Raw genomic sequence first — 18,714 nt, forward strand, 5'->3', positions numbered from 1 at the left:
TTTGAGGCAATGATCCAAAGCGTTGGCATCATCGGGGCAGGCACCATGGGGAACGGCATCGCGCAGATCTGTGCCGCGGCCGGGCTTTCGGTCGTGATGGTCGATATTTCCGATGCGGCAGTGAACCGCGGGATTTCGACGGTTGGCGGCAGCCTCGAGCGCCTGGTCAAGAAGGAGAAGATGTCGGCGGGCGATCGCGACGCCACGCTCAAGCGCATCACCGGCACCACCGACCGCGCCAAGCTCGTCGATTGCGATCTCGTCATCGAGGCCGCGACCGAGAACGAGGAACTCAAGGTCAAGATCCTGAAGGATCTCTGTGCGACGCTGTCGCCACGCACGCTGCTCGCCACGAACACCTCGTCGATCTCGATCACGAAGCTCGCCGCGGCGACCGACCGTCCCGACCGATTCATCGGCATGCACTTCTTCAATCCGGTTCCAGTCATGGCGCTGCTGGAGCTCATCCGCGGCTTGCAGACCTCCGACGACACCCACGCCAAGGCGCTCGATTTTGCCAAGCGCGTCGGCAAGGTGGCGATCACGGCCAAGAACAGCCCGGGCTTTGCCGTCAACCGCATCCTTTGTCCGATGATCAACGAGGCGATCTTCGCGCTGCAGGAGGGGATTGCGACGGCGGAAGAGATCGATGCCGGCATGAAGCTCGGCTGCAACCATCCGATCGGCCCGTTGGCGCTCGCCGATCTCGTCGGGCTCGACACCATGTTGTCGGTGATGGAGGTCTTTTACAAAGGCTTCAACGACCCCAAATACCGTCCGGCCCCCTTGCTCAAGGAAATGGTCGATGCCGGCCATCTCGGCCGCAAGACGGGGCAGGGCTTTTATACCTACAGCGCCTGACAACGGCGCGGGCGGCGGGCGTTGAGTGTGCTCGCCGCCAGACCCCGCGATTTGCGCTGCGACAAAGACGCCGCGCGCAATCGGCCCGACAATGTCGAACGGGCGGCCTGCGGGAACAACGGAACGGATAACAAGGGACATGTCGGATCGACTGAAGGCCGAGCGCGAGGCTGCGACCGCGCGGCGGAATTTGCTGACCCAGGATGCAATCGAGCGCACGGGGATCACCGAAGAGATGATCGGGGAACTCGTCACCCGCTTCTACGGGCGCGTGCGCGAGGATGAGCTGCTGGGGCCGGTGTTCGCGATCGTGCAGAATTGGGACGAGCACCTGGCCAAGCTCCGGGATTTCTGGTCGTCGGTCGTGCTGATGAGCGGCCGCTACCATGGTTCACCGATGCGGGCGCATATGCCACTGAACCTGATCGGGGATCATTTCGACCGCTGGCTCGATTTGTTCGAACAGACGGCGCGCGAGGTCTGCGCGCCGCCGGCAGCCGCGCTCTTCATCGACAGGGCGCGCCGCATCGCCGACAGTTTTGAGATGGCGTCGGCAACGTTGGCCGGACGTATCGCTGCGCCGCGTCACGTGCTCCGCTCCTAGAACACAAAACGCCTGCCTGAGAAATGCGCAGCCGCGCTGATGGCGCTACGATGGCGCCGAGCGTCGGCGCATTGCACCAATACCGGCAGCATTGATCTGATCTGCAAAATCATCATGCCGGTCGCGTAGCGTGACGTTGCAATTAGAAAAATGCGCGTAAATGCGCGTGTTCGCGTTCAATCAGTGCGAGCATAACCATGTGATGCACTGCGGGAAAAAATCTTTGCCTTTTTTTCGGCAGAGTTCCAGCGCCTCCTTGCGGGCATGTCGCGTGCATCGTTCAACACATCCTCTTCATCCTCCGACAACACAGCGGAATCCGACGCTGACGCCTGCACGGAGCAAACCCGGCGGGCGCTGTTGATGAATGCGCTGGCCACCACGGCGTGCCTCGCCTGTTCCACGCAGGTCCACGCGGGCGAGGATGCGCCCGGCTCCGACGAACGGCCTCAGAAGGGCGATCTGCTCGTGTTCTCCGAAGGCGATCAGGAGGGAAAGCCCGTCACCGCGGCCGCTCTGTCGGCCGGCGGACCGCCGGTGCATGCCTGGCCGAAAGATCCGAAGACATCGGTCGTGCGCAGCGCCTCGCGCCTCAATGAGATTCTGATCATCCGCCTTGACCCCACCGAGCTCGACGAGCAGACGAAAGCGCGCGCTGTCGACGGCATCCTCGCCTATTCGGCAATCTGCTCGCATGCCGGCTGTCCTGTCACGGCCTGGGTGAAGAGCGATGTCGGCGACAAGGAAGTGCTCAAATGCATGTGCCACAACTCCGAATACGATCCTCGCGCGGGCGCGCAGGTCGTGTTCGGGCCGGCGCCGCGACGGCTCGCTGCGCTGCCGCTGGCGCTGGCTGACGGCTCGCTCAGCGTCGCCGGAAACTTCATCGGAAAGGTAGGTGGCGCGCAGCCGGGATGATGGGCGTGCGGGTTGTGCCCGCGTCACGAGAGGCCGCATCCGCCGATTGGCGGACGACGGGACGAACGACAAGAATTCAAAACAAGAATTCAAACGGATAAAAAAGGGGAACGTCCATGACCAGGAAGCAATGGTTACTGTCCGGCTTCGTCGCCTTCACGTGTCTTGCATCGACCGCCGCCATGTCAGGCCCGATCGAGAACTACGCGCCGGTTACCGCGCAGCGGTTGGAAAACCCGGAGCCCGCCAACTGGATGCTTTACCGGCGGACCTATGACGGGCAGGGCTACAGCCCGCTCGACCAGATCAACACCTCGAATGTGAAGAACCTCACCCCGGTCTGGACTTTCGCGACCGGTGTGGTCGAAGGTCACGAGGCGCCGCCGATCGTCAACAACGGCGTGATGTTCGTGGCGACCCCGATGGGCCAGGTGATCGCGCTGAACGCCAAGACCGGCGACGAATATTGGCGCTACAAGCGGCAGCTCCCCGACGACCTGTTCCAGTTGCATCCGACCAGTCGCGGCGTCGGCCTCTGGGAGGACAAGCTCTATCTGGCCACCACCGACGACCATGTCGTCGCGCTCGACGCCAAGACCGGCAAGGTGGTGTGGGACACCAAGGTTCAGGATTACAAGAAGGGCCAGTACATGACCCTGATGCCGCTGATCGTCGACGGCAAGGTCATCGTGGGCGGCTCCGGCGGCGAGTTCGGCGTGCGCGGCTATGTCGCCGCCTATGACGCCAAGGACGGCAAGGAGCTCTGGCGGACCTATACGATTCCGGGCGAAGGCGAACCCGGCCACGACACCTGGCAGGGCGAGGACTGGAAGAACGGCGGCGGCTCGGCCTGGATGACCGGCAATTACGACAAGGACACCAAGACGATCTATTGGGGCGTAGGCAACGCCGCGCCCTGGCCCGGCGAGATGCATCCGGGCGACAATCTCTATACCTCGTCGGTGCTCGCGCTCGATCCGAACACCGGCAAGATCAAGACCTATCATCAGTATCACCAGAACGATTCCTGGGATTGGGATGAGGTCGAAGCGCCGATGTTGATCGACCTGCAACGCGACGGTCGCAACATCAAGAGCCTGGTCCATCCGGGACGCGATGCGATCTTCTGGATACTCGAGCGCACGCCGACCAAGATCAACTACGTCGCCGGTTGGCCGTTCGTCTCCACCGACGTCTGGAAGGGCATCGACGCCGAGAGTGGCAGGCCGATCGTCGATCCCGCGCACAAGCCGATGGTCGGCAAGCGCGTGGAGTTCTGTCCGTCGCTGTGGGGCGGCAAGGATTGGCCCTCGGCGGCCTACAGCCAGAAGACCGGCCTCGTCTACGTGCCCGCCAACGAGAATTTCTGCGGCGGGTTCACCGGCGAGAAGGTTCCGCTCAAGCCCGGCGAACTCTGGCTCGGCACCAAGCCGGAGGACATCGGGCTGAAGACGAAGCCCGGGGCGGATCATTTCGGCGAGCTCCAGGCCTGGGACCCCGTTACGGGCAAGAAGATGTGGCAACACAACTTCCCGAAATCGCAGCTGTTCGGATCGGTGACGGCGACCGCGGGCGATCTCGTCTTCGTGGGCGGCACCAACGACCGCAACTTCCGCGCCTTCAACGCCAAGAGTGGCGAGCTGCTGTGGGAGCAGAAGACCAACTCCGGTATCATGGGCATGCCGGTGTCCTATGAGATCGACGGTACGCAATACATCGCGATCCAGTCGGGATGGGGCGTGGATGCGCAGCGCATCCAGGATGCCCTCGTGACCAACAATATCGGCATCGAAGCCAACGTGCCGCAGGGCGGCGTGATCTGGGTGTTCGCGCTGAAGAAATAGGCTCCGCTGGCGGATCGAAAGAAGCGGAGTGTCAGGGGGCAAATGCGGCGGACGGCAACGTCCGCCGCATTTTGCGTGGGCGTTGTCCCTTCTTCCCCTGCGGGAGAAGGTGGCGCGAAGCGCCGGATGAGGGGTTCTATCCGCGCGTCTCAATGTGCGGACCCGCGCAGGCATACCCCCCACCCACGCGTGATCGTGGCAACTGGCGTCGCTGCCCTCTCCCGCAAGGAAAGAGGGCACATCGATGCGCTTCGGCGAAGAAGTAGAGCCGATAATCGCGATGTCAAAACGCCGATGCTCAGATCGCTACTTCCCCTCGCGCTCGACCTTGTCCTTTTCCTTCTGGTTCATCTCGCGAACCTTGGGATCGGGATTGTGCTGCCCGGTAGTCTGGGTGGTCGAGGGCGGCGTGGCATTGGCGTTGGGCAGCGAGTTCTGGTCCGGCGTGCTGGGGCGCGTCGCCGTTGTCGGCGGCGTGGTGTTGCTCTGGGCGTATGCGCCAGTGGCCGTCAAAAGAAAGGCGCTCGACAGCAACGAGACTGCGAGCGCCTTTGGGATATGGGTCATCGATCTGCTCCTGTCAGATCGATGCAAACGGCGCGAGGCCGCCTTGTGTTCCCGCCTTTACGCTTCCAATTGCTTGCCGAGCGGAAGGCTGCGGATGCGCTTTCCGGTCGCGGCGAAGATGGCGTTCATCAGCGCCGGCGCGAATGGCGGGACGCCAGGCTCGCCCACGCCGCTCGGCGGCGTGTCGGGTCCTGGCGGCACGATGTAGACGTTGGTCACGGCAGGGGATTCGTCGATCCTGAGGACCTGGAAGTCGTCGAAGTTCTTCTGCTGCACCTTGCCGTCCTTGAAGGTGATCTCGCCGTATTTGGCGAGACTGAGCCCCATGATCGCCGCGCCCTCGATCTGGGAGGCGATGCGCTCGGGGTTGACATAGGTGCCGCAGTCGATGGCGGTGTCCACCCGCGGCACCGCCAGCTTGCCCTTGTCGTCGACGGCCACCTCGACGATGGTCGCGATATAGCTGACGAAGCTGCGGTGCACGGCGATGCCGAGGCCATGGCCCTTCGGCACTTGACGGCCCCATTCGCCCTTCTCGGCGACCAGCTCGACCACCTTGCGCAGGCGCGCGGTGTCGATCGGATAGCTGTCCAAGGGCTCGCCGTAGTTCCACATGTCCTTCACGGCGGGCTTGACGATGCGCGGGCTCCCGATCAGCGCGAGCAGCGTCTCCTTCTGGTCGCGGCCGGTCGCATGGGCGATCTCGCCCACCATCGACTGGACCGCGAAGGCGCGCGGGATGTTCGAGACCGAGCGGAACCAGCCGATGCGGGTGAACGCCGCGGCTTCCGGGTTCTCGCAGGAGATGTTAGCGATCTCGAACGGCATGTCGACGAGGCCCATGCCGAGCTCGAAGGGCGCCTCATGCTTTGCACCCGCCGCGAACGTCGAGGCGATGCTCGGGGCCACGCTGCGATGGCGCCAGGCGATCACCTTGCCGCTCTTGTCGAGCCCCGCCTCGATCCGTTCCACGGAGACCGTGTGCAGGAAATCGTGGCGGACGTCGTCCTCGCGCGTCCACTGCACCTTGACGGGTACGCCGAGCTCCTTCGACAGCAACGCGGCCTCGAGCGCAAAGTCGCATTTCGACTTGCGGCCGAAACCGCCGCCGAGCAGCGTGACGTTGACGGTGACATTGCCCTCGGGAATGCCGAGCGTCTTCGCGACGTCCTCGCGCGTACCGCCCGGGCTTTGCACCGGCGCCCAGATCTCCGCCTTGTCGCCCTTGACGTCGGCGACCGCCACCGGCGGCTCCATGCTGACATGAGCAAGATGCGGCAGATAATATTCGCCGACGACGACCTTGTCGGCGCCCTTCAGAGCAGCCTCGGCATCGCCTTCCTGGCGCACCACAAGGCCCGGCTTGCGCGAGGCCTCCTCGAGCTCCTTGCGGTAGGCGACGGAATCGTATTTGCCGTTGGCGCCATCGTCCCAGGTCAGCTTCAGCGCGTCGCGACCCTTGATCGCCGCGCCGGTATTGCGCGCGATCACGGCAACGCCGCCGAGCGGCTGGAATTTCGACGGCCACGGCCAGCCGCGCACCTCCATCACCTTCTCGACACCGGGGACCTTCAACGCCGCGTCCGGATCGAACGAGACCAACTTGCCCCCGGTCACCGGCGGGCGCGCGATCACGGCATACTTCATGCCAGGCAGCCGCACGTCGGCGCCGTAACGCGCTTTGCCGGTGGTGATGTCATGGAGATCGACGATGCCGATCTGGCCCTTGCCGAGATAGCGGAAGTCCTTGGGGTCCTTCAGCTTGAGCCCTTCGATGCTCGGGACCGACTCCTTGGCAGCGTCGGCTGCGAGCTCGCCGAACCCGAGCTTGCGGCTCGTCGCGCTGTGGACGACTTCGTGATTGACGGCCTTGACCTCGGTTGCCGGCACACCCCAGCGTTTCGCGGCGGCCTGCTCAAGCATGGTACGGGCGGAGGCGCCGATCTGGCGCATCGGCATCAGATAATGCCGCGTGCTGCGCGAGCCGTCGGTGTCCTGGTTGCCGAACTTGACCTCGTCGCCATGGGCCTGTTCCACCTTGACCCGTGACCAGTCGGCTTCCATCTCCTCGGCCACGATCAGCGGCAGGCTGGTGCGCACGCCCGTTCCCATCTCGGCGCGGTGGGCGAGGATGGTGACGGTGCCGTCGGGCGCGACCGCGACGAATACGCGCGGATCGACCACGACGCCGTGCGGCATCTTGCCGGCGCCGGTCTCGTAGGCGAACGCCTGGCGCGACATCACGGGCGCCGCGAGCACAAAGCCGCCGGTGATGCCGAGCCCCTTCAGGATGCTGCGGCGCGAAACCTTCTCGACCTTGATGTTCTTCTCGAAGCCACGAAGCTTCTTCGGGTTGTCGATGAAATTCATGTCACACTCCCGTCGATGCGAGATGGACCGCATTCTCGATGCGCTGGTAGCAGCCGCAGCGGCAGATGTTGCCGGACATCGCCTCGCGGATCTGGTCGTGCGACGGCTTCGGGTTGTCCATCAGCAGCGCAGCCGCCTGCATGATCTGGCCCGCCTGGCAGAAGCCGCACTGGGGTACGTTGACCTGACGCCAGGCCTTCTGCACCGGGTGATCGCCGTTCGGATGCAGTCCCTCGATCGTCGTGATCTCGCGGCCGGCGACGTCGTTGATCGACGTGATGCAGGCGCGCACGGCTTCCTTGTCGACGATAACGGTGCAGGCGCCGCACAGGGCCTGGCCACAGCCGAACTTGGTGCCGGTCAGCCCGGCCTCGTCGCGCAGGAACCAGAGTAGCGGGAGATCCGGGTCGCCGTCCCAGCTCTGTTCCTGGCCATTGATCTTCACCTTGATCATGATCGTCCCTCGCTCTTCATAAGCTTGCCGATTTCAGATTTTCCAGATGCCGGTCGGTGCAATGCCCGCTGCGCGGCGTCGCGTTCCAGCCGTCCTCCCGCGCGGGCAGATCCCGGCAGGACTCAGAGGAATGCCAATGTCATGTCCGGATGTGCTCGATACCTCCCGTCGTGTTCTTGATTATTGAATTTCGCGCGGCATCGTCACGACGCGATCGTAGCAGGATCGCTTCGGTCTGGCGTTCACAGCCAAGTGTTTTCCAATCAGCTGTTCTCGACGGGAAAAGATTGCAACGAAGGTTTGTCAAAAGCAGGGCGCCCCATCGCGCCGCGCGCCTCTCGAGATGGGCGCAGTAAAAAAAGAGCTTCGTCCGCCAGAAGACCTGTGCGGACGAAGCAGGATGCCTCAGTCGAGGGAGGGAGAAACGCAGGCCGCGAACTTCAAGCCGGAAGCCGGCGGCCCTGCGCAGTCATTCAGAGACCAGGACTGAGGGAGCTGACGGTCCCCACACAAGTGCAATTGAGAAGCGGCGGCATCGCCGCGATTGTCCCGGGCCGGCTCCGTCCGCTCGCTGGGGGTGGTGGAACGCGAGCGGACGGGCGCGGCAAACGTCAGGCGACCTTTGCTCAGGCGGCCTTTGCTTAAGCGGCCTTGGCTTTCGCCACGTGGGTCGCGATCGCGTCCATCAGCGCCGGCGACAGGCAATCATAGGGCTCAAGTCCAAGCTCCTTGAACCGAGCCCGTATTCCGCCCATCTGCTCCGGCTTCACGCCCGATTCGATCACGGACGAGACGAAGGCGGCGAATTGCGGCGCCTGCGAACCCTGCTCCTGGAACAGTTCGGGGTGGATGAAGTCGAGGCCGTAGAACGGGTGATCCTTGTTCTCGATGCGGCCGTACATGTGCGTGCCGCAGGCCTTGCAGGCGTAGCGTTGGATCGTCGCCGATGGATCGACGATCTGGAGCTTGTCGCCGTTCTCGAGCACGGTGACGTTCTGGCGGGGTACCACGGCGACGACGGAGAAATTCGCCCCCTGCGGTTTCCAGCACTTGGTGCAGCCACAGGCGTGATTATGCGCGACGTCGCCCTTGACGGCGACCTTGACCTGATGGTCCTTGCATTTGCATGCGAGCGTGCCGCCGGCGAAGCTGCCGCTGCCCTGTTTGATGCCGTTATCGATCGAGGGATGGAGTGCAACAGTCATGGGTCGATCCTCCTTGGGGTGACGCTTTTCGAACTAGAACACGACGACTGAACGGATGGACTTGCCCTCATGCATCAGGTCGAAGCCTTTGTTGATGTCTTCGAGCTTGAGCGTGTGGGTAATCATCGGGTCGATCTGGATCTTTCCGTTCATGTACCAGTCGACAATCTTCGGCACGTCGGTGCGGCCCCGCGCGCCGCCGAAGGCGGTGCCGCGCCAGTTTCGCCCGGTGACGAGCTGGAACGGGCGGGTCGCGATCTCCTTGCCGGATTCGGCAACGCCGATGATGATCGAGGTGCCCCAGCCGCGATGGCAGGCTTCCAGCGCCTGGCGCATCACTGTGGTGTTGCCGGTGCAGTCGAAGGTATAGTCGGCGCCGCCGTCGGTCAGGGTCACGAGATGCGGGACGATGTCGCCGGTGATCTTCTTGGGATTGACGAAATCGGTCATGCCGAACCGGCGCCCCCATTCCTCCTTGGAGTCGTTGATGTCGACGCCGATGATCTTGTCCGCGCCAGCCATCTTGGCGCCCTGGATCACGTTCAGGCCGATGCCGCCGAGGCCGAACACGACCACGTTGGAGCCCGGCTCGACCTTGGCGGTGTTGACGACGGCGCCGACGCCCGTGGTGACGCCGCAGCCGATGTAGCAGCTCTTGTCGAACGGCGCGTCCTCGCGGATCTTGGCGACCGCGATCTCCGGCAGCACGGTGAAGTTCGAGAAGGTCGAGCAGCCCATGTAGTGGTAGATCGGCTTGCCTTTGTAGGAGAAGCGGCTGGTACCATCGGGCATGACGCCTTTGCCCTGCGTCGCGCGAATCGCGGTGCAGAGATTGGTCTTCTGGCTGAGGCAGCTTTTGCATTGCCGGCATTCCGGCGTGTAGAGCGGGATGACATGGTCGCCCGGCTTCACCGAGGTCACGCCAGCACCGATCTCGCGGATGATGCCCGCGCCCTCATGGCCCAGGATCGACGGGAAAATTCCCTCGCTGTCGAAGCCGTCGAGCGTGTAGGCGTCGGTATGGCAGATGCCCGTCGCCTTGATCTCGACCAGGACTTCGCCGACCTTTGGTCCTTCCAGATCGACTTCGACGATCTCGAGCGGCTTCTTGGCTTCGAAAGCGACGGCGGCACGTGTCTTCATCTTAAGCTCCTCAATTCCAGCAGGGCGCCCAGATCCAGGTCTGGTCGGGCTCCGCACGTTCATTTCTTGCCCATGCACGAATCTTCGTTCTTGGTATAGGCGTCGTTCTTGTCCTCGTGCTTGCCGGGTCTTGTGCGGCCCCAGGCCTCGTTGGAGCGGGCGCGCAGGTAGACGTAGAGATCGTCCATGTAGCAGGCGACGTTCGGGTTATCGCCGAAGGCCGGCATCACGTTCTCTGCGGCAGTCGAGATGTTCTTGCGGCCGGAGGCGACGACGCCGAGAAAATCGGCATAGCTCATCGTCTTCAGCGAATCCTTCAACGCCGGGGCGTAGGTCGAGCCCATGCCATCTGGGCCGTGACACACATGGCAGTCCGAGTGATAGCGGCGGTATCCGGAATAGGTGTACCAATCGACGGATCCGTCGGTGATCTTGTAGGTTGGGTTGCCTTCCTTGTCGGACCATTCGCCGGTTTCGTTCTGCTTGACGGCGGTCGGGTCACCTGAGCCGTCCGCGACGGCAATTCCCCCGGACGCGACCAAGAACATCGCAGCAATGGCAGAGCAGATTTTACGCAAGAGATTTTCCTCGGAAGGCATTCGGTGAGACGAGCCGGCGCGTGGAGTTGATCCACGCGCCGGAGCGATGCTGAGAGGCCTAGTTGGGCAGCGAGAACACGGTCAGCGTACCGCCGAGTGCCGTGTAGTTGCTGAGCGCCGCGTAGCCGCCGACTGCGCCGAGACCGGCGGTCGGATCGGTCAGGCCTGCCGCCAGACCGATGCCGGCCCAGCCGCCCACGCCGGAGAGCACTGCGACATACTGCTTGCCGCCGTTCTCATAGGTGGTGACGTTGCCGATGATGCCGGAGGGAGTCTTGAACTTGTAGAGCTCCTTGCCGGTCTTGGCGTCGACTGCCTTCAGGTAGCCTTCGAGCGTTCCGTAGAACACCACATTGCCCGCGGTTGCGAGCGCACCCGACCAGACCGAGAACTGCTCCTTGTTCGACCAGACGATCTTGCCGGTCTTGCCGTCCCAGGCGATGAAGTTGCCCATGTGGGTTTCACCCTGCGGCGGATACATCGAGAGCGTTGCGCCCACGTAGGGCTGACCCGCGGTGTAGCTCACCTTGAACGGTTCGTAGTCCATGCAGACGTGGTTGGTCGGAACGTAGAACAGCTGCGTGTCCGGCGAGTAGGCTGCCGGCTGCTCGTCCTTGGTGCCGAGCGCGGCCGGGCAGATGCCCTTCACGTTGTGGTCCTCGCCCGCCTTGTCGGTCGAAGCTGCATCGAGCACCTTCGGGCGGCCGTAGGTCGGCGAGTTCTTGTCCATGTCGACGCCGGAGGTCCAGTTCACCTTCGGATCGTACTTTTCGGCGACCAGGAGCTCACCGGTGGCGCGATCGAGCGTGTAGCCGAGGCCGTTACGATCGAAATGCGTCAGCAGCTTGCGCGGCTGGCCGTTGATGGCCTGGTCCGAGAGGATCATCTCGTTGACGCCGTCATAGTCCCACTCGTCGTGGGGCGTCATCTGATAAACCCACTTGGCCTGGCCGGTGTCAGGGTTGCGAGCCCAGATCGTCATCGACCATTTGTTGTCGCCGGGACGCTGCTTCGGATTCCAGGTCGAGGGATTGCCCGACCCGTAATAGACGAGGTTCAGCTCGGGGTCGTAGGAGATCCAGCCCCAGGTGGCGCCGCCGCCGATCTTCCACTGATCGCCTTGCCAGGTCTTCAGGCTCGAGTCCTTGCCGACCGGCTTGCCGAGTGCGGTGGTCTTCTCTGCGTCGACCAGGATCTGATCGTCCGGTCCTTCAGAGTAGCCGCGCCAAGCCAGCTTGCCCGTCTTGATGTCGTAGGCGGTCATATGGGCTTGAACACCGAACTCGCCGCCGGAGATGCCGATCAGCACCTTGTCCTTGACGACCATGGGGGCCGAAGTACCGGTCTCGCCCTTGCTGGCGTCGCCGTTCTTCGCGGTCCATGCCACCTGACCGCTCTTGGCATCGAGCGCGACAAGCGTGGTGTCGGCTTGATGCAGGAAGATCTTGCCGTCGCCATAGGCCAGGCCGCGGTTGACCGTGTCGCAGCACATCACTGGAATGACGTTCGGATCCTGCTTCGGCTCGTACTTCCAGACGATCTTGTTCTCGTTGGAAAGGTCAATAGCGTAGACCTTGTTCGGGAACGGCGTGTGGACGTACATCATGTTGCCGATGATCAGCGGGCCGCCTTCGTGGCCGCGCAGCACGCCGGTCGAGAAGGTCCAGGCGACCTGGAGCTTGCCTACGTTTTGTGCGTTGATCTGGTTCAGCTTGGAATAGCGGGTGTTGGCGTAGTCGCCGGTCGGCATCACCCAGTCTTTCGGGTTCTGCGACATCTTGAGCACTTCGTCGTTGGCCGACGCGCTGCCGACGGCGAGAGCCGCCGCGGAGCCAAGATAGGCCGCGAGTAGTACCTTGCGCATAGTCATTCCTCCATTGGTCTCGTTTATTGTTTCCGAAGCATTGCTTAATCGCCGGGCTTTTCGTCCGGCGTCTGCTCGTGCAGGGCGGTCACGATTGGGACCAGAAACGATGCTGTGGTGTTTCCTCCTCCTGATGAGAGCCACGGGTCCACGTGCGGAGCGGCCCGTTCTTGTTGTTCCTGATACAATCCCTAACGACTTCGTCATCGGGAAACTTGCCCAAGAGAGAAGCTGGTTTGCTTGACAGCGCACGGGTCGGAAGTTTTTGATTTTGCAGTAGCGAATTCAGCGGCTTCCGCAACGCTTTGGCAGCGCCTTCACCGCTCAGGTTCCCCTTGACGGCGCTGCAACTAAGGCGGAGGATTAACTTACAAGGGTGGCAATGGAACGATGGCGCTCGTTCTAGAAGATCGCTCAAAATCGAGGTAAACGTCACGCAATCACGGTTCAGGGCTCCGGCAGCGCGGCTCGCGATTCGCGTCAAATCTCCGGATCAAACCAGTGGCTGGATTAATGTCCGACACGATTCACACGCTCTCGACGACGGGCATGACGCCGAAACGTCAGATCCAAAGCTGGATCGACGGGCTGACCAGCCTGTGTGGGCATTTCGACGTCGATCCGCTGGAAGCGTCTTCGCTCGAAGGCCGCATCGACTACACCAGCGTCTCGCGTCTGAAGCTCTGCCAGATCGAGGTCAGCCAACATCGCATCGCGCACACGCTGGCGCGCGCCAAGGCCAATGAACACCCGTATATCAAGATCCACTTCCAGACTTACGGCGTGTCCTATTTCGAGCAGGAAGGCCGCCACATCGAGCTGAACCCGGGCGACATCATCGCCTATGACGTCTCCTGTCCGCATTCGATCATCAGTCCCGCTTTCACGCGCCATGACGTGGTGATCGTGCCGAAGGCGCTGCTGCGCGACCGTGGATTCCCGTCGCAGCGAATGCCCGCCTGCAAATTGACCTCACGCACGGGGACGGGGCGCATCGCCCATGATTTCGTCCATGCGACCTTCGACGAGGCGGCCAAGCTGTCGGCGAACAGTGCGGTCGGCGTCGCCGATTCGCTGATCGACCTCTTGCTGCTGCCGCTGCGCGAGGCCGACACGATGCTCGATCGCGTCGGACCCGAAGCGACCTATGTGCGCGCGCAATTCTTCATCCGCGAGCATTTGCGCGATCCGGATCTGTGCATCGACCAGATCTCCGGCGAACTGGGCTGCTCCAAGCGTTATCTGCACATGCTGTTCTCGGAGCGCGGCACCACGGTGAGCGACTACATCTGGCAGGCGCGTCTTCAGAATTGCCGCCAGGAGCTCGAGGCCCACGCCGGCAAGACCATTACCGACGTCGCGTTCTCCTGGGGCTTCTCCAGCTCATCGCATTTCAGCCGGGTGTTCCGGAAATATTTCGGCGTAGTGCCGTCCTCGATCCACAAGGCGCAACAGGGCGCGGTTGCGGCGGACGAGCACTAGGCAAACGCCAGGTTCGGAGTCGACGCGACGGTTGACCGTCACGCGCCCGCGATGTCTCTCATGCCGATATGGCGATGTAGGGAATGCTGGTCAGGAGAGCGACGAGCAACACCGCGTTGCCCAGCATTCCACTCCAATGCAGTCGGCGTAGCCGGCGCGGGGCCTCGGCATCGCCGGCGTCCCTGGCGCTGAGCTGTTCGTCCATCTGTTGCATGAACCAGCGGCGCCCATAGATCGCCAAGGCTGCAAGGAGGCCAACGCCCATCGCTGCGACCAGACGACCGTCGAGCAGGAAAGCGACCGCTCCGATGATTCCGGCAACGCGCATCACCAGAAAATGCGCATTGAACATTCCGCGCAAAAGCTGGGCGACGGGCTGGATATCCAGCTTCACCAGCAGGAAGGCCGGAGACGCCAGGGTGAAATAGCCCATCGGAAAGAGTAGGATGATCATGACGGCTACGGCAACGCCATCCGGTGTCATGGGATCGGCCTTTCTCGTCCGCGCCGGCGAGACCTTCCCGCCAGCGTCGCACAATCATAGCGGGAAAATGCGCTTCCGGCACTAGGCTTTGGTCGGATGCCGCGCTGCGAAGGGCGTCATGCCTCGCGGTTCAGGCGGGTTCGAGGCCGAGCGATCGCGCGCTCTCGATCCAGATCGGCAGCTCGCGCTGATACAGGGCGTTGGTTTCCTTGAAGCCGATCGCGGGTTCGAGCACGAACGTGTTGAGAACCTCCTTCACCTTCGGATCGCTGTTGGCAGCGACGCAAAGCTCCGCCAGGCGGTCGACGACCGGCTGCGGTGTCGCTTTCGGCACGGCCCAACCGGAGAAGCCGCTGACGGTGAAGAATTTCGACGTCGCGCCCTGCTCGGGGAGGGTCTTGATATCAGGGATGGCGTCGACCTTCTTCGAATGCACCGCGAACACGGTGCCGCGATCGCTTTGCAAGACCGATTGCGCTGCGGTGTAGCTGCCCATGGCCACATCGAGCGTACCTTCCAGCATGCCCGTCCACATCGGGGCTTCGCCGCGATAGTGGATCGGCTCGATGGCAAGGCCATACTGCTTGTTGAGCTCGTGGACCGTCATATGCGGGGCCGAGCCCGCGCTATAGGTGCCGAAGTTGACCTTGCCGCTCTTGCGCGCAAAGGCGACGAAATCCTCCAGCGTCTTGACGCCGGTTTTCGGGTTCGCCACCAGCAACAGGCCGGCGCCCGGAATGACGCTGACCAGCGTCAAATCCTTGTCCATGTCGTAGCCGGGAGTCTTCATCACCACCCGGTTCATGATGTAGGTGGTCGAGATCGAGCACAGGATTGTGTGGCCGTCGGGCTCTGCGCGGGCGACCTCCGCCGTCCCGATCGCGCCGGCGGCACCGGGCTTGTTCTCGACGACGACGGTCTTTCCGACCTGCTTGGCAATGAATTCACCATAGGCGCGCGCGAGCAGATCGGTCTGTCCGCCGGCGGGATAGCTGCAAATCATGCGGATCTGCCGCGATGGCCACGCAGCCTGCGCCGAGGCGCCACGCGAGACGAAAGGCATCGCGAGTGTGGTGGTGCCGGCGGCGATGAAGCGGCGGCGATCGAGTTTTGCGGACATGATTCTCTCCCGGGTTGTCGCCGACGGTACTGCATCGGGTCGCCTCTGCCATGGGTGGCTGGCGAGACAGATTGGCGCATTCGAAGGGCCGCGCTGGGTGCGCCAGCTGTCCACTAGCGCTGAATGATCTTCAACCAGACGTCGCCAAGGATCGCAGGCTCCCGCGGCGGCAGATAGCTCAGCCCCGCCTGTGTGCCGAATTCGGCGATCTTGCCCTCGGCAGCAAGCCCGGTCAGCGCCTTGTTGACGGCGTCGAGCAGTGCGGGATCGCTGGCCAGCCCGACATAGCCGCGATTGGCCCCGATCGGATAGTAATAGCCGGACGCGGTGATCGCCGTGTCGGGGTGCGCGGCGCGATGGGCGTCGAAGCGGCCGAGGTCGATCAGCGTCGCGTCATAATCGCCACGGGCAAGTGCGCCGAGGAGATCATCGCGGCCGGGGACGAGATGCGTGATGTCGTCGATCAGGCGCCCCTTGTCGAAGGTCATGAGGATCGCATCGCCGAGCGAGCCGCTCTCGATGACGAGGCGCAGGCCGGCGAGATCTCCGATATCGCCGATGTTGCGACCCCGCGCCTTCGGCCCGAGCACGACCGTCATCGGCGAGTAGACATAGGGCTGGCTCGGCGCGAGCACGCCGAGCGCGACGCGGCGGCGCCGGTCGTCGCGCGTGGCGCCGGCAAAATCCGGCAAGCGCGCCGTTTTCATGCCGGGCTTGACGAGGGAGTCCGTCGTCAGCGCGTAGCCGCCGACGAGCGAGCAACGCCCATCGGACAGCAGCGCATTGGCCTCGAGCTGCGGGCTCGAATCCTCGTCCAGCTTGCTCTCGAACCACTGGATCGTCAGCGGCCGTCCGAGCCGGTCGGCGATCGCCTGCGCCAGCAGCACGTCGAAACCCGAGCCGGGCTTGCCCTTGTGATGCACGGAGAGCGGCGGCCTGTCCTCGTCGAGACAAATCTTGAGCGGATCGTCGGCCGCGCGTGCAGCTGCGGCCGCCGCCGCGAGAATCGCGGCAATGCTCCAAACGGCCAGCCAGCGCCTCATGGTTTTCTCCGGCTCGAGATGAAGGCCCAGAGATTCCCGATCTCCTCGTCGCTGAGAATGTCAGCCCAGGGCGGCATCTTGTTGTTCTTGCCGTTCTTCACGGTGGTGACGAAGCGCGTCTTGTCGTCGGGGAAGGCGCGCAGGTCCGGCGTGATGGTGCCGGGGTTCATCATGTTGGGGCCGTGGCAGTGCGAGCATTTCTCGGCATAGGTCGACTTGCCGTGGTCGATCTGTGCCTGCACGGGATTGCCGGTTGAATCATCCGCGGCACGAACGGTCGCCGCAAGCGCGACCGTCAGCACCGCGACGGCGGCGAGGATCGCCACCGTCTTGTGAGATAGCTTTCTCAGCATCGTGCCGTGGTTATTGCTTGACCGCAAAAACCCAAAGTGAGCCGCCGGGCGGGACTTTGGCCAGCCGTTCGTCGCCGGAGAACAGCGAGTAGACGCCGCCATAGCCGCTCGTCACGGCGACATACTGCACGCCGTCCTGCTGCCAGGTCACCGGTTGTCCCTCGATGCCCGAGCCGGTCTGGAACTGCCAGAGCTTCTTGCCGGTATCGGCATCGAAGGCCTCGAACTCGCCGGTCAGCGCGCCCGAGAACACGACACCGCCCGCGGTCGACAGCACGCCGGAGAAGCGCGGGATGTCGCTGGGTGCTTCCCACTTCGCCTTGCCGGTCATGGGATCGATCGCCTTCAGATGACCGCGCGGGCCGTCACCCCATTCCCAGAGATCGGTGAGGTCCATGCCGAGATACCATTCACCCTGCTTGAAGGTGGCGGGTTCGGTCTTGTACCTGCCGCCGAAGGCGAGCGTGTTGGCGTAGGCGAGGCCAGTCTGCGGATTGAACGACATCGGCTCCCAGTTCTTGCCGCCGAGGATCGACGGATAGACGGTCACCTTCTTGCCCTCACGCGCATCCTTCGAGACGTCGGTCTCGATGGGACGTCCGGTCTTCATGTCGATTCCCGTCGCCCAGTTGACCTTCACGTAAGGATTGGCCGCGAGCAGCTTTCCGTTGGTGCGGTCGAGCACGTAGAAGAAGCCGTTGCGGTTGGCGTCCATCAACACCTTGGTCGGCTTGCCCTCGACGTTCATATCGGCGAGGACCATCTCGGCCACGCTGTCATAGTCGAACGGATTGTTGGGCGAGAACTGGTAGTGCCACTTGATCTTGCCGGTCTTGGGATCCATCGCCAGCACGGAGCAGGTGTAGAGGTTGTCGCCCGGGCGTACCGCCGAGTTGAACGGTCCGGGATTGCCGATACCCCAGTAAACCGTGTTCAGCTCGGGATCATAGGAGCCCGTAATCCAGGTCGAGCCACCGCCGAGCTTCCAGGTATCGCCCTTCCAGGTGTCGCCGCCGGGCTCATCCGGAGAGGGGATCGAATGGGTGCGCCACAGGTGCTTGCCCGTTGCGGGATCCCAGCCGTCGATGAAGCCGCGGGTGCCGAACTCGGCGCCGGAGATGCCGGTGATCACGACGCCGTCGGCGACCAGCGGCGCCACCGTCATCGAATAGCCTTCCTTGATATCGGCCGCCTTCTGCCGCCACAGCTCTTTGCCGTCCTTGGCGTCGAGCGCGATCACGTTGGCGTCCAGCGTGGTGCGGAACACCTTGCCCTCATAGAGTGCTGCGCCGCGATTGATGATGCCGCAGCAGACGATGCGCGGCGTTTCGGCAGGATACTCGACCTTGGATTTCCAGATCTGCTTGCCGGTCTTGGCGTCGACCGCCATGGTCGCGTTGTGCGACGTCACGTAGATCACGCCCTGGTACACCAGCGGCTGCGATTCCTCGCTGCGATCGTCGTTGAAAGAGTAGTTCCAGACCGGGACAAGGTTCTTGACGCTGTCCTTGTTGATCTGGTTCAGCGTCGAGAAACGCTGAAGATTGTAGCCCATCCCGTAGTTGAGAACGTTCGATGTATCGGTCGCGCCTTTGACCAGCTGCTCGCTGGTTTGTGCACTTGCACAAGTCGATGCAAGCATGACGAGGCTCGCGGCCATCGCAAAGCGTTTCATCCGTCCCTCCCAATATGCGCGCCTATTGACGCTGCGACAGCAACACTCCGCCCGAATGCAAAACGCGTCAATACGAAAGTCGTAATTGCGATGCCGATATGGTAGGCGGCGCGGGATGCCGTCACCTG

Annotated in this window: 17 protein-coding genes; 5 read left to right on the top strand and 12 right to left on the bottom strand. The window is 63.2% G+C overall.

Features of this window, described 5'->3' with window-relative positions; genetic code table 11:
- The first annotated feature begins 9 nt into the window (after positions 1-9).
- From ACFQX9_RS34040 to ACFQX9_RS34055, 4 genes are all read left to right on the top strand, one after another.
- Positions 10-861, top strand: a complete 852-nt coding sequence (locus ACFQX9_RS34040; RefSeq protein ID WP_085350558.1) for a 3-hydroxybutyryl-CoA dehydrogenase — start codon at positions 10-12, stop codon at positions 859-861.
- 139 nt (positions 862-1,000) lie between these two features.
- Positions 1,001-1,465: a group III truncated hemoglobin gene (locus ACFQX9_RS34045; protein WP_377791681.1), complete on the top strand. Its 465-nt coding sequence runs from the start codon at positions 1,001-1,003 to the stop codon at positions 1,463-1,465.
- Positions 1,466-1,729: 264 nt separating this feature from the next.
- Entirely contained in the window at positions 1,730-2,383 is a 654-nt protein-coding gene (locus ACFQX9_RS34050) for a ubiquinol-cytochrome c reductase iron-sulfur subunit (protein ID WP_018460312.1), read from the top strand.
- A gap of 116 nt (positions 2,384-2,499) precedes the next feature.
- Positions 2,500-4,227 (top strand): methanol/ethanol family PQQ-dependent dehydrogenase, encoded by a 1,728-nt coding sequence (locus tag ACFQX9_RS34055; protein ID WP_018460311.1) that lies wholly within the window; start codon positions 2,500-2,502, stop codon positions 4,225-4,227.
- Positions 4,228-4,533: 306 nt separating this feature from the next.
- Here ACFQX9_RS34055 and ACFQX9_RS34060 read toward each other — a convergent pair whose 3' ends face one another.
- From ACFQX9_RS34060 to xoxF5, 7 genes are all read right to left on the bottom strand, one after another.
- Positions 4,534-4,794, bottom strand: coding sequence for a hypothetical protein (locus ACFQX9_RS34060; protein WP_018460310.1), 261 nt, complete (start codon positions 4,792-4,794; stop codon positions 4,534-4,536).
- Positions 4,795-4,851: 57 nt separating this feature from the next.
- A complete protein-coding gene (locus tag ACFQX9_RS34065; protein ID WP_085384846.1) occupies positions 4,852-7,164 on the bottom strand; it encodes a molybdopterin cofactor-binding domain-containing protein in 2,313 nt (770 codons plus the stop codon).
- 1 nt (position 7,165) lies between these two features.
- The gene (locus ACFQX9_RS34070) at positions 7,166-7,618 is read right to left on the bottom strand and encodes a (2Fe-2S)-binding protein (RefSeq protein ID WP_007601363.1); all 453 of its coding nucleotides are present in this window, start codon (positions 7,616-7,618) and stop codon (positions 7,166-7,168) included.
- A gap of 641 nt (positions 7,619-8,259) precedes the next feature.
- Positions 8,260-8,823 (bottom strand): S-(hydroxymethyl)glutathione synthase, encoded by a 564-nt coding sequence (gene gfa / locus ACFQX9_RS34075; RefSeq protein WP_018460308.1) that lies wholly within the window; start codon positions 8,821-8,823, stop codon positions 8,260-8,262.
- Positions 8,824-8,856: 33 nt separating this feature from the next.
- A complete protein-coding gene (locus ACFQX9_RS34080) occupies positions 8,857-9,966 on the bottom strand; it encodes an S-(hydroxymethyl)glutathione dehydrogenase/class III alcohol dehydrogenase (protein WP_018460307.1) in 1,110 nt (369 codons plus the stop codon).
- A gap of 59 nt (positions 9,967-10,025) precedes the next feature.
- Positions 10,026-10,514, bottom strand: a complete 489-nt coding sequence (locus ACFQX9_RS34085) for a c-type cytochrome, methanol metabolism-related (protein ID WP_007601366.1) — start codon at positions 10,512-10,514, stop codon at positions 10,026-10,028.
- Positions 10,515-10,623: 109 nt separating this feature from the next.
- A complete protein-coding gene (gene xoxF5, locus ACFQX9_RS34090; protein ID WP_018460306.1) occupies positions 10,624-12,429 on the bottom strand; it encodes a lanthanide-dependent methanol dehydrogenase XoxF5 in 1,806 nt (601 codons plus the stop codon).
- Between the two features lie 513 nt (positions 12,430-12,942).
- Here xoxF5 and ACFQX9_RS34095 point away from each other — a divergent pair.
- A complete protein-coding gene (locus ACFQX9_RS34095) occupies positions 12,943-13,911 on the top strand; it encodes a helix-turn-helix domain-containing protein (protein ID WP_007601369.1) in 969 nt (322 codons plus the stop codon).
- Between the two features lie 58 nt (positions 13,912-13,969).
- Here ACFQX9_RS34095 and ACFQX9_RS34100 read toward each other — a convergent pair whose 3' ends face one another.
- From ACFQX9_RS34100 to ACFQX9_RS34120, 5 genes are all read right to left on the bottom strand, one after another.
- Positions 13,970-14,395: a hypothetical protein gene (locus ACFQX9_RS34100; protein ID WP_085350671.1), complete on the bottom strand. Its 426-nt coding sequence runs from the start codon at positions 14,393-14,395 to the stop codon at positions 13,970-13,972.
- Between the two features lie 130 nt (positions 14,396-14,525).
- The gene (locus tag ACFQX9_RS34105; RefSeq protein WP_085384845.1) at positions 14,526-15,515 is read right to left on the bottom strand and encodes a tripartite tricarboxylate transporter substrate binding protein; all 990 of its coding nucleotides are present in this window, start codon (positions 15,513-15,515) and stop codon (positions 14,526-14,528) included.
- Between the two features lie 113 nt (positions 15,516-15,628).
- Positions 15,629-16,558 (bottom strand): ABC transporter substrate-binding protein, encoded by a 930-nt coding sequence (locus ACFQX9_RS34110; RefSeq protein WP_085350563.1) that lies wholly within the window; start codon positions 16,556-16,558, stop codon positions 15,629-15,631.
- On the bottom strand, positions 16,555-16,911 hold the full coding sequence (locus ACFQX9_RS34115) for a c-type cytochrome (RefSeq protein WP_018460302.1): 357 nt from the start codon (positions 16,909-16,911) through the stop codon (positions 16,555-16,557). The genes ACFQX9_RS34110 and ACFQX9_RS34115 overlap by 4 nt, the downstream gene beginning before the upstream one ends.
- Before the next feature lie 10 nt (positions 16,912-16,921).
- Entirely contained in the window at positions 16,922-18,586 is a 1,665-nt protein-coding gene (locus ACFQX9_RS34120; protein WP_085350564.1) for a methanol/ethanol family PQQ-dependent dehydrogenase, read from the bottom strand.
- Positions 18,587-18,714: the final 128 nt, after the last annotated feature.

The organism is Bradyrhizobium sp. GCM10028915 (assembly GCF_042666195.1).
GTDB classification, from domain to species: Bacteria; Pseudomonadota; Alphaproteobacteria; order Rhizobiales; family Xanthobacteraceae; genus Bradyrhizobium; species Bradyrhizobium canariense_D.

Bases quoted from the DNA above. Each gene is read 5' to 3' on its own strand.
- ACFQX9_RS34040 (WP_085350558.1), top strand. From the start codon at position 10: ATGATCCAAAGCGTTGGCATCATCGGGGCAGGCACCATGGGGAACGGC.
- ACFQX9_RS34045 (WP_377791681.1), top strand. From the start codon at position 1,001: ATGTCGGATCGACTGAAGGCCGAGCGCGAGGCTGCGACCGCGCGGCGG.
- ACFQX9_RS34050 (WP_018460312.1), top strand. From the start codon at position 1,730: ATGTCGCGTGCATCGTTCAACACATCCTCTTCATCCTCCGACAACACA.
- ACFQX9_RS34055 (WP_018460311.1), top strand. From the start codon at position 2,500: ATGACCAGGAAGCAATGGTTACTGTCCGGCTTCGTCGCCTTCACGTGT.
- ACFQX9_RS34060 (WP_018460310.1), bottom strand. From the start codon at position 4,794: ATGACCCATATCCCAAAGGCGCTCGCAGTCTCGTTGCTGTCGAGCGCC.
- ACFQX9_RS34065 (WP_085384846.1), bottom strand. From the start codon at position 7,164: ATGAATTTCATCGACAACCCGAAGAAGCTTCGTGGCTTCGAGAAGAAC.
- ACFQX9_RS34070 (WP_007601363.1), bottom strand. From the start codon at position 7,618: ATGATCAAGGTGAAGATCAATGGCCAGGAACAGAGCTGGGACGGCGAC.
- gfa (WP_018460308.1), bottom strand. From the start codon at position 8,823: ATGACTGTTGCACTCCATCCCTCGATCGATAACGGCATCAAACAGGGC.
- ACFQX9_RS34080 (WP_018460307.1), bottom strand. From the start codon at position 9,966: ATGAAGACACGTGCCGCCGTCGCTTTCGAAGCCAAGAAGCCGCTCGAG.
- ACFQX9_RS34085 (WP_007601366.1), bottom strand. From the start codon at position 10,514: ATGTTCTTGGTCGCGTCCGGGGGAATTGCCGTCGCGGACGGCTCAGGT.
- xoxF5 (WP_018460306.1), bottom strand. From the start codon at position 12,429: ATGCGCAAGGTACTACTCGCGGCCTATCTTGGCTCCGCGGCGGCTCTC.
- ACFQX9_RS34095 (WP_007601369.1), top strand. From the start codon at position 12,943: ATGTCCGACACGATTCACACGCTCTCGACGACGGGCATGACGCCGAAA.
- ACFQX9_RS34100 (WP_085350671.1), bottom strand. From the start codon at position 14,395: ATGACACCGGATGGCGTTGCCGTAGCCGTCATGATCATCCTACTCTTT.
- ACFQX9_RS34105 (WP_085384845.1), bottom strand. From the start codon at position 15,515: ATGTCCGCAAAACTCGATCGCCGCCGCTTCATCGCCGCCGGCACCACC.
- ACFQX9_RS34110 (WP_085350563.1), bottom strand. From the start codon at position 16,558: ATGAGGCGCTGGCTGGCCGTTTGGAGCATTGCCGCGATTCTCGCGGCG.
- ACFQX9_RS34115 (WP_018460302.1), bottom strand. From the start codon at position 16,911: ATGCTGAGAAAGCTATCTCACAAGACGGTGGCGATCCTCGCCGCCGTC.
- ACFQX9_RS34120 (WP_085350564.1), bottom strand. From the start codon at position 18,586: ATGAAACGCTTTGCGATGGCCGCGAGCCTCGTCATGCTTGCATCGACT.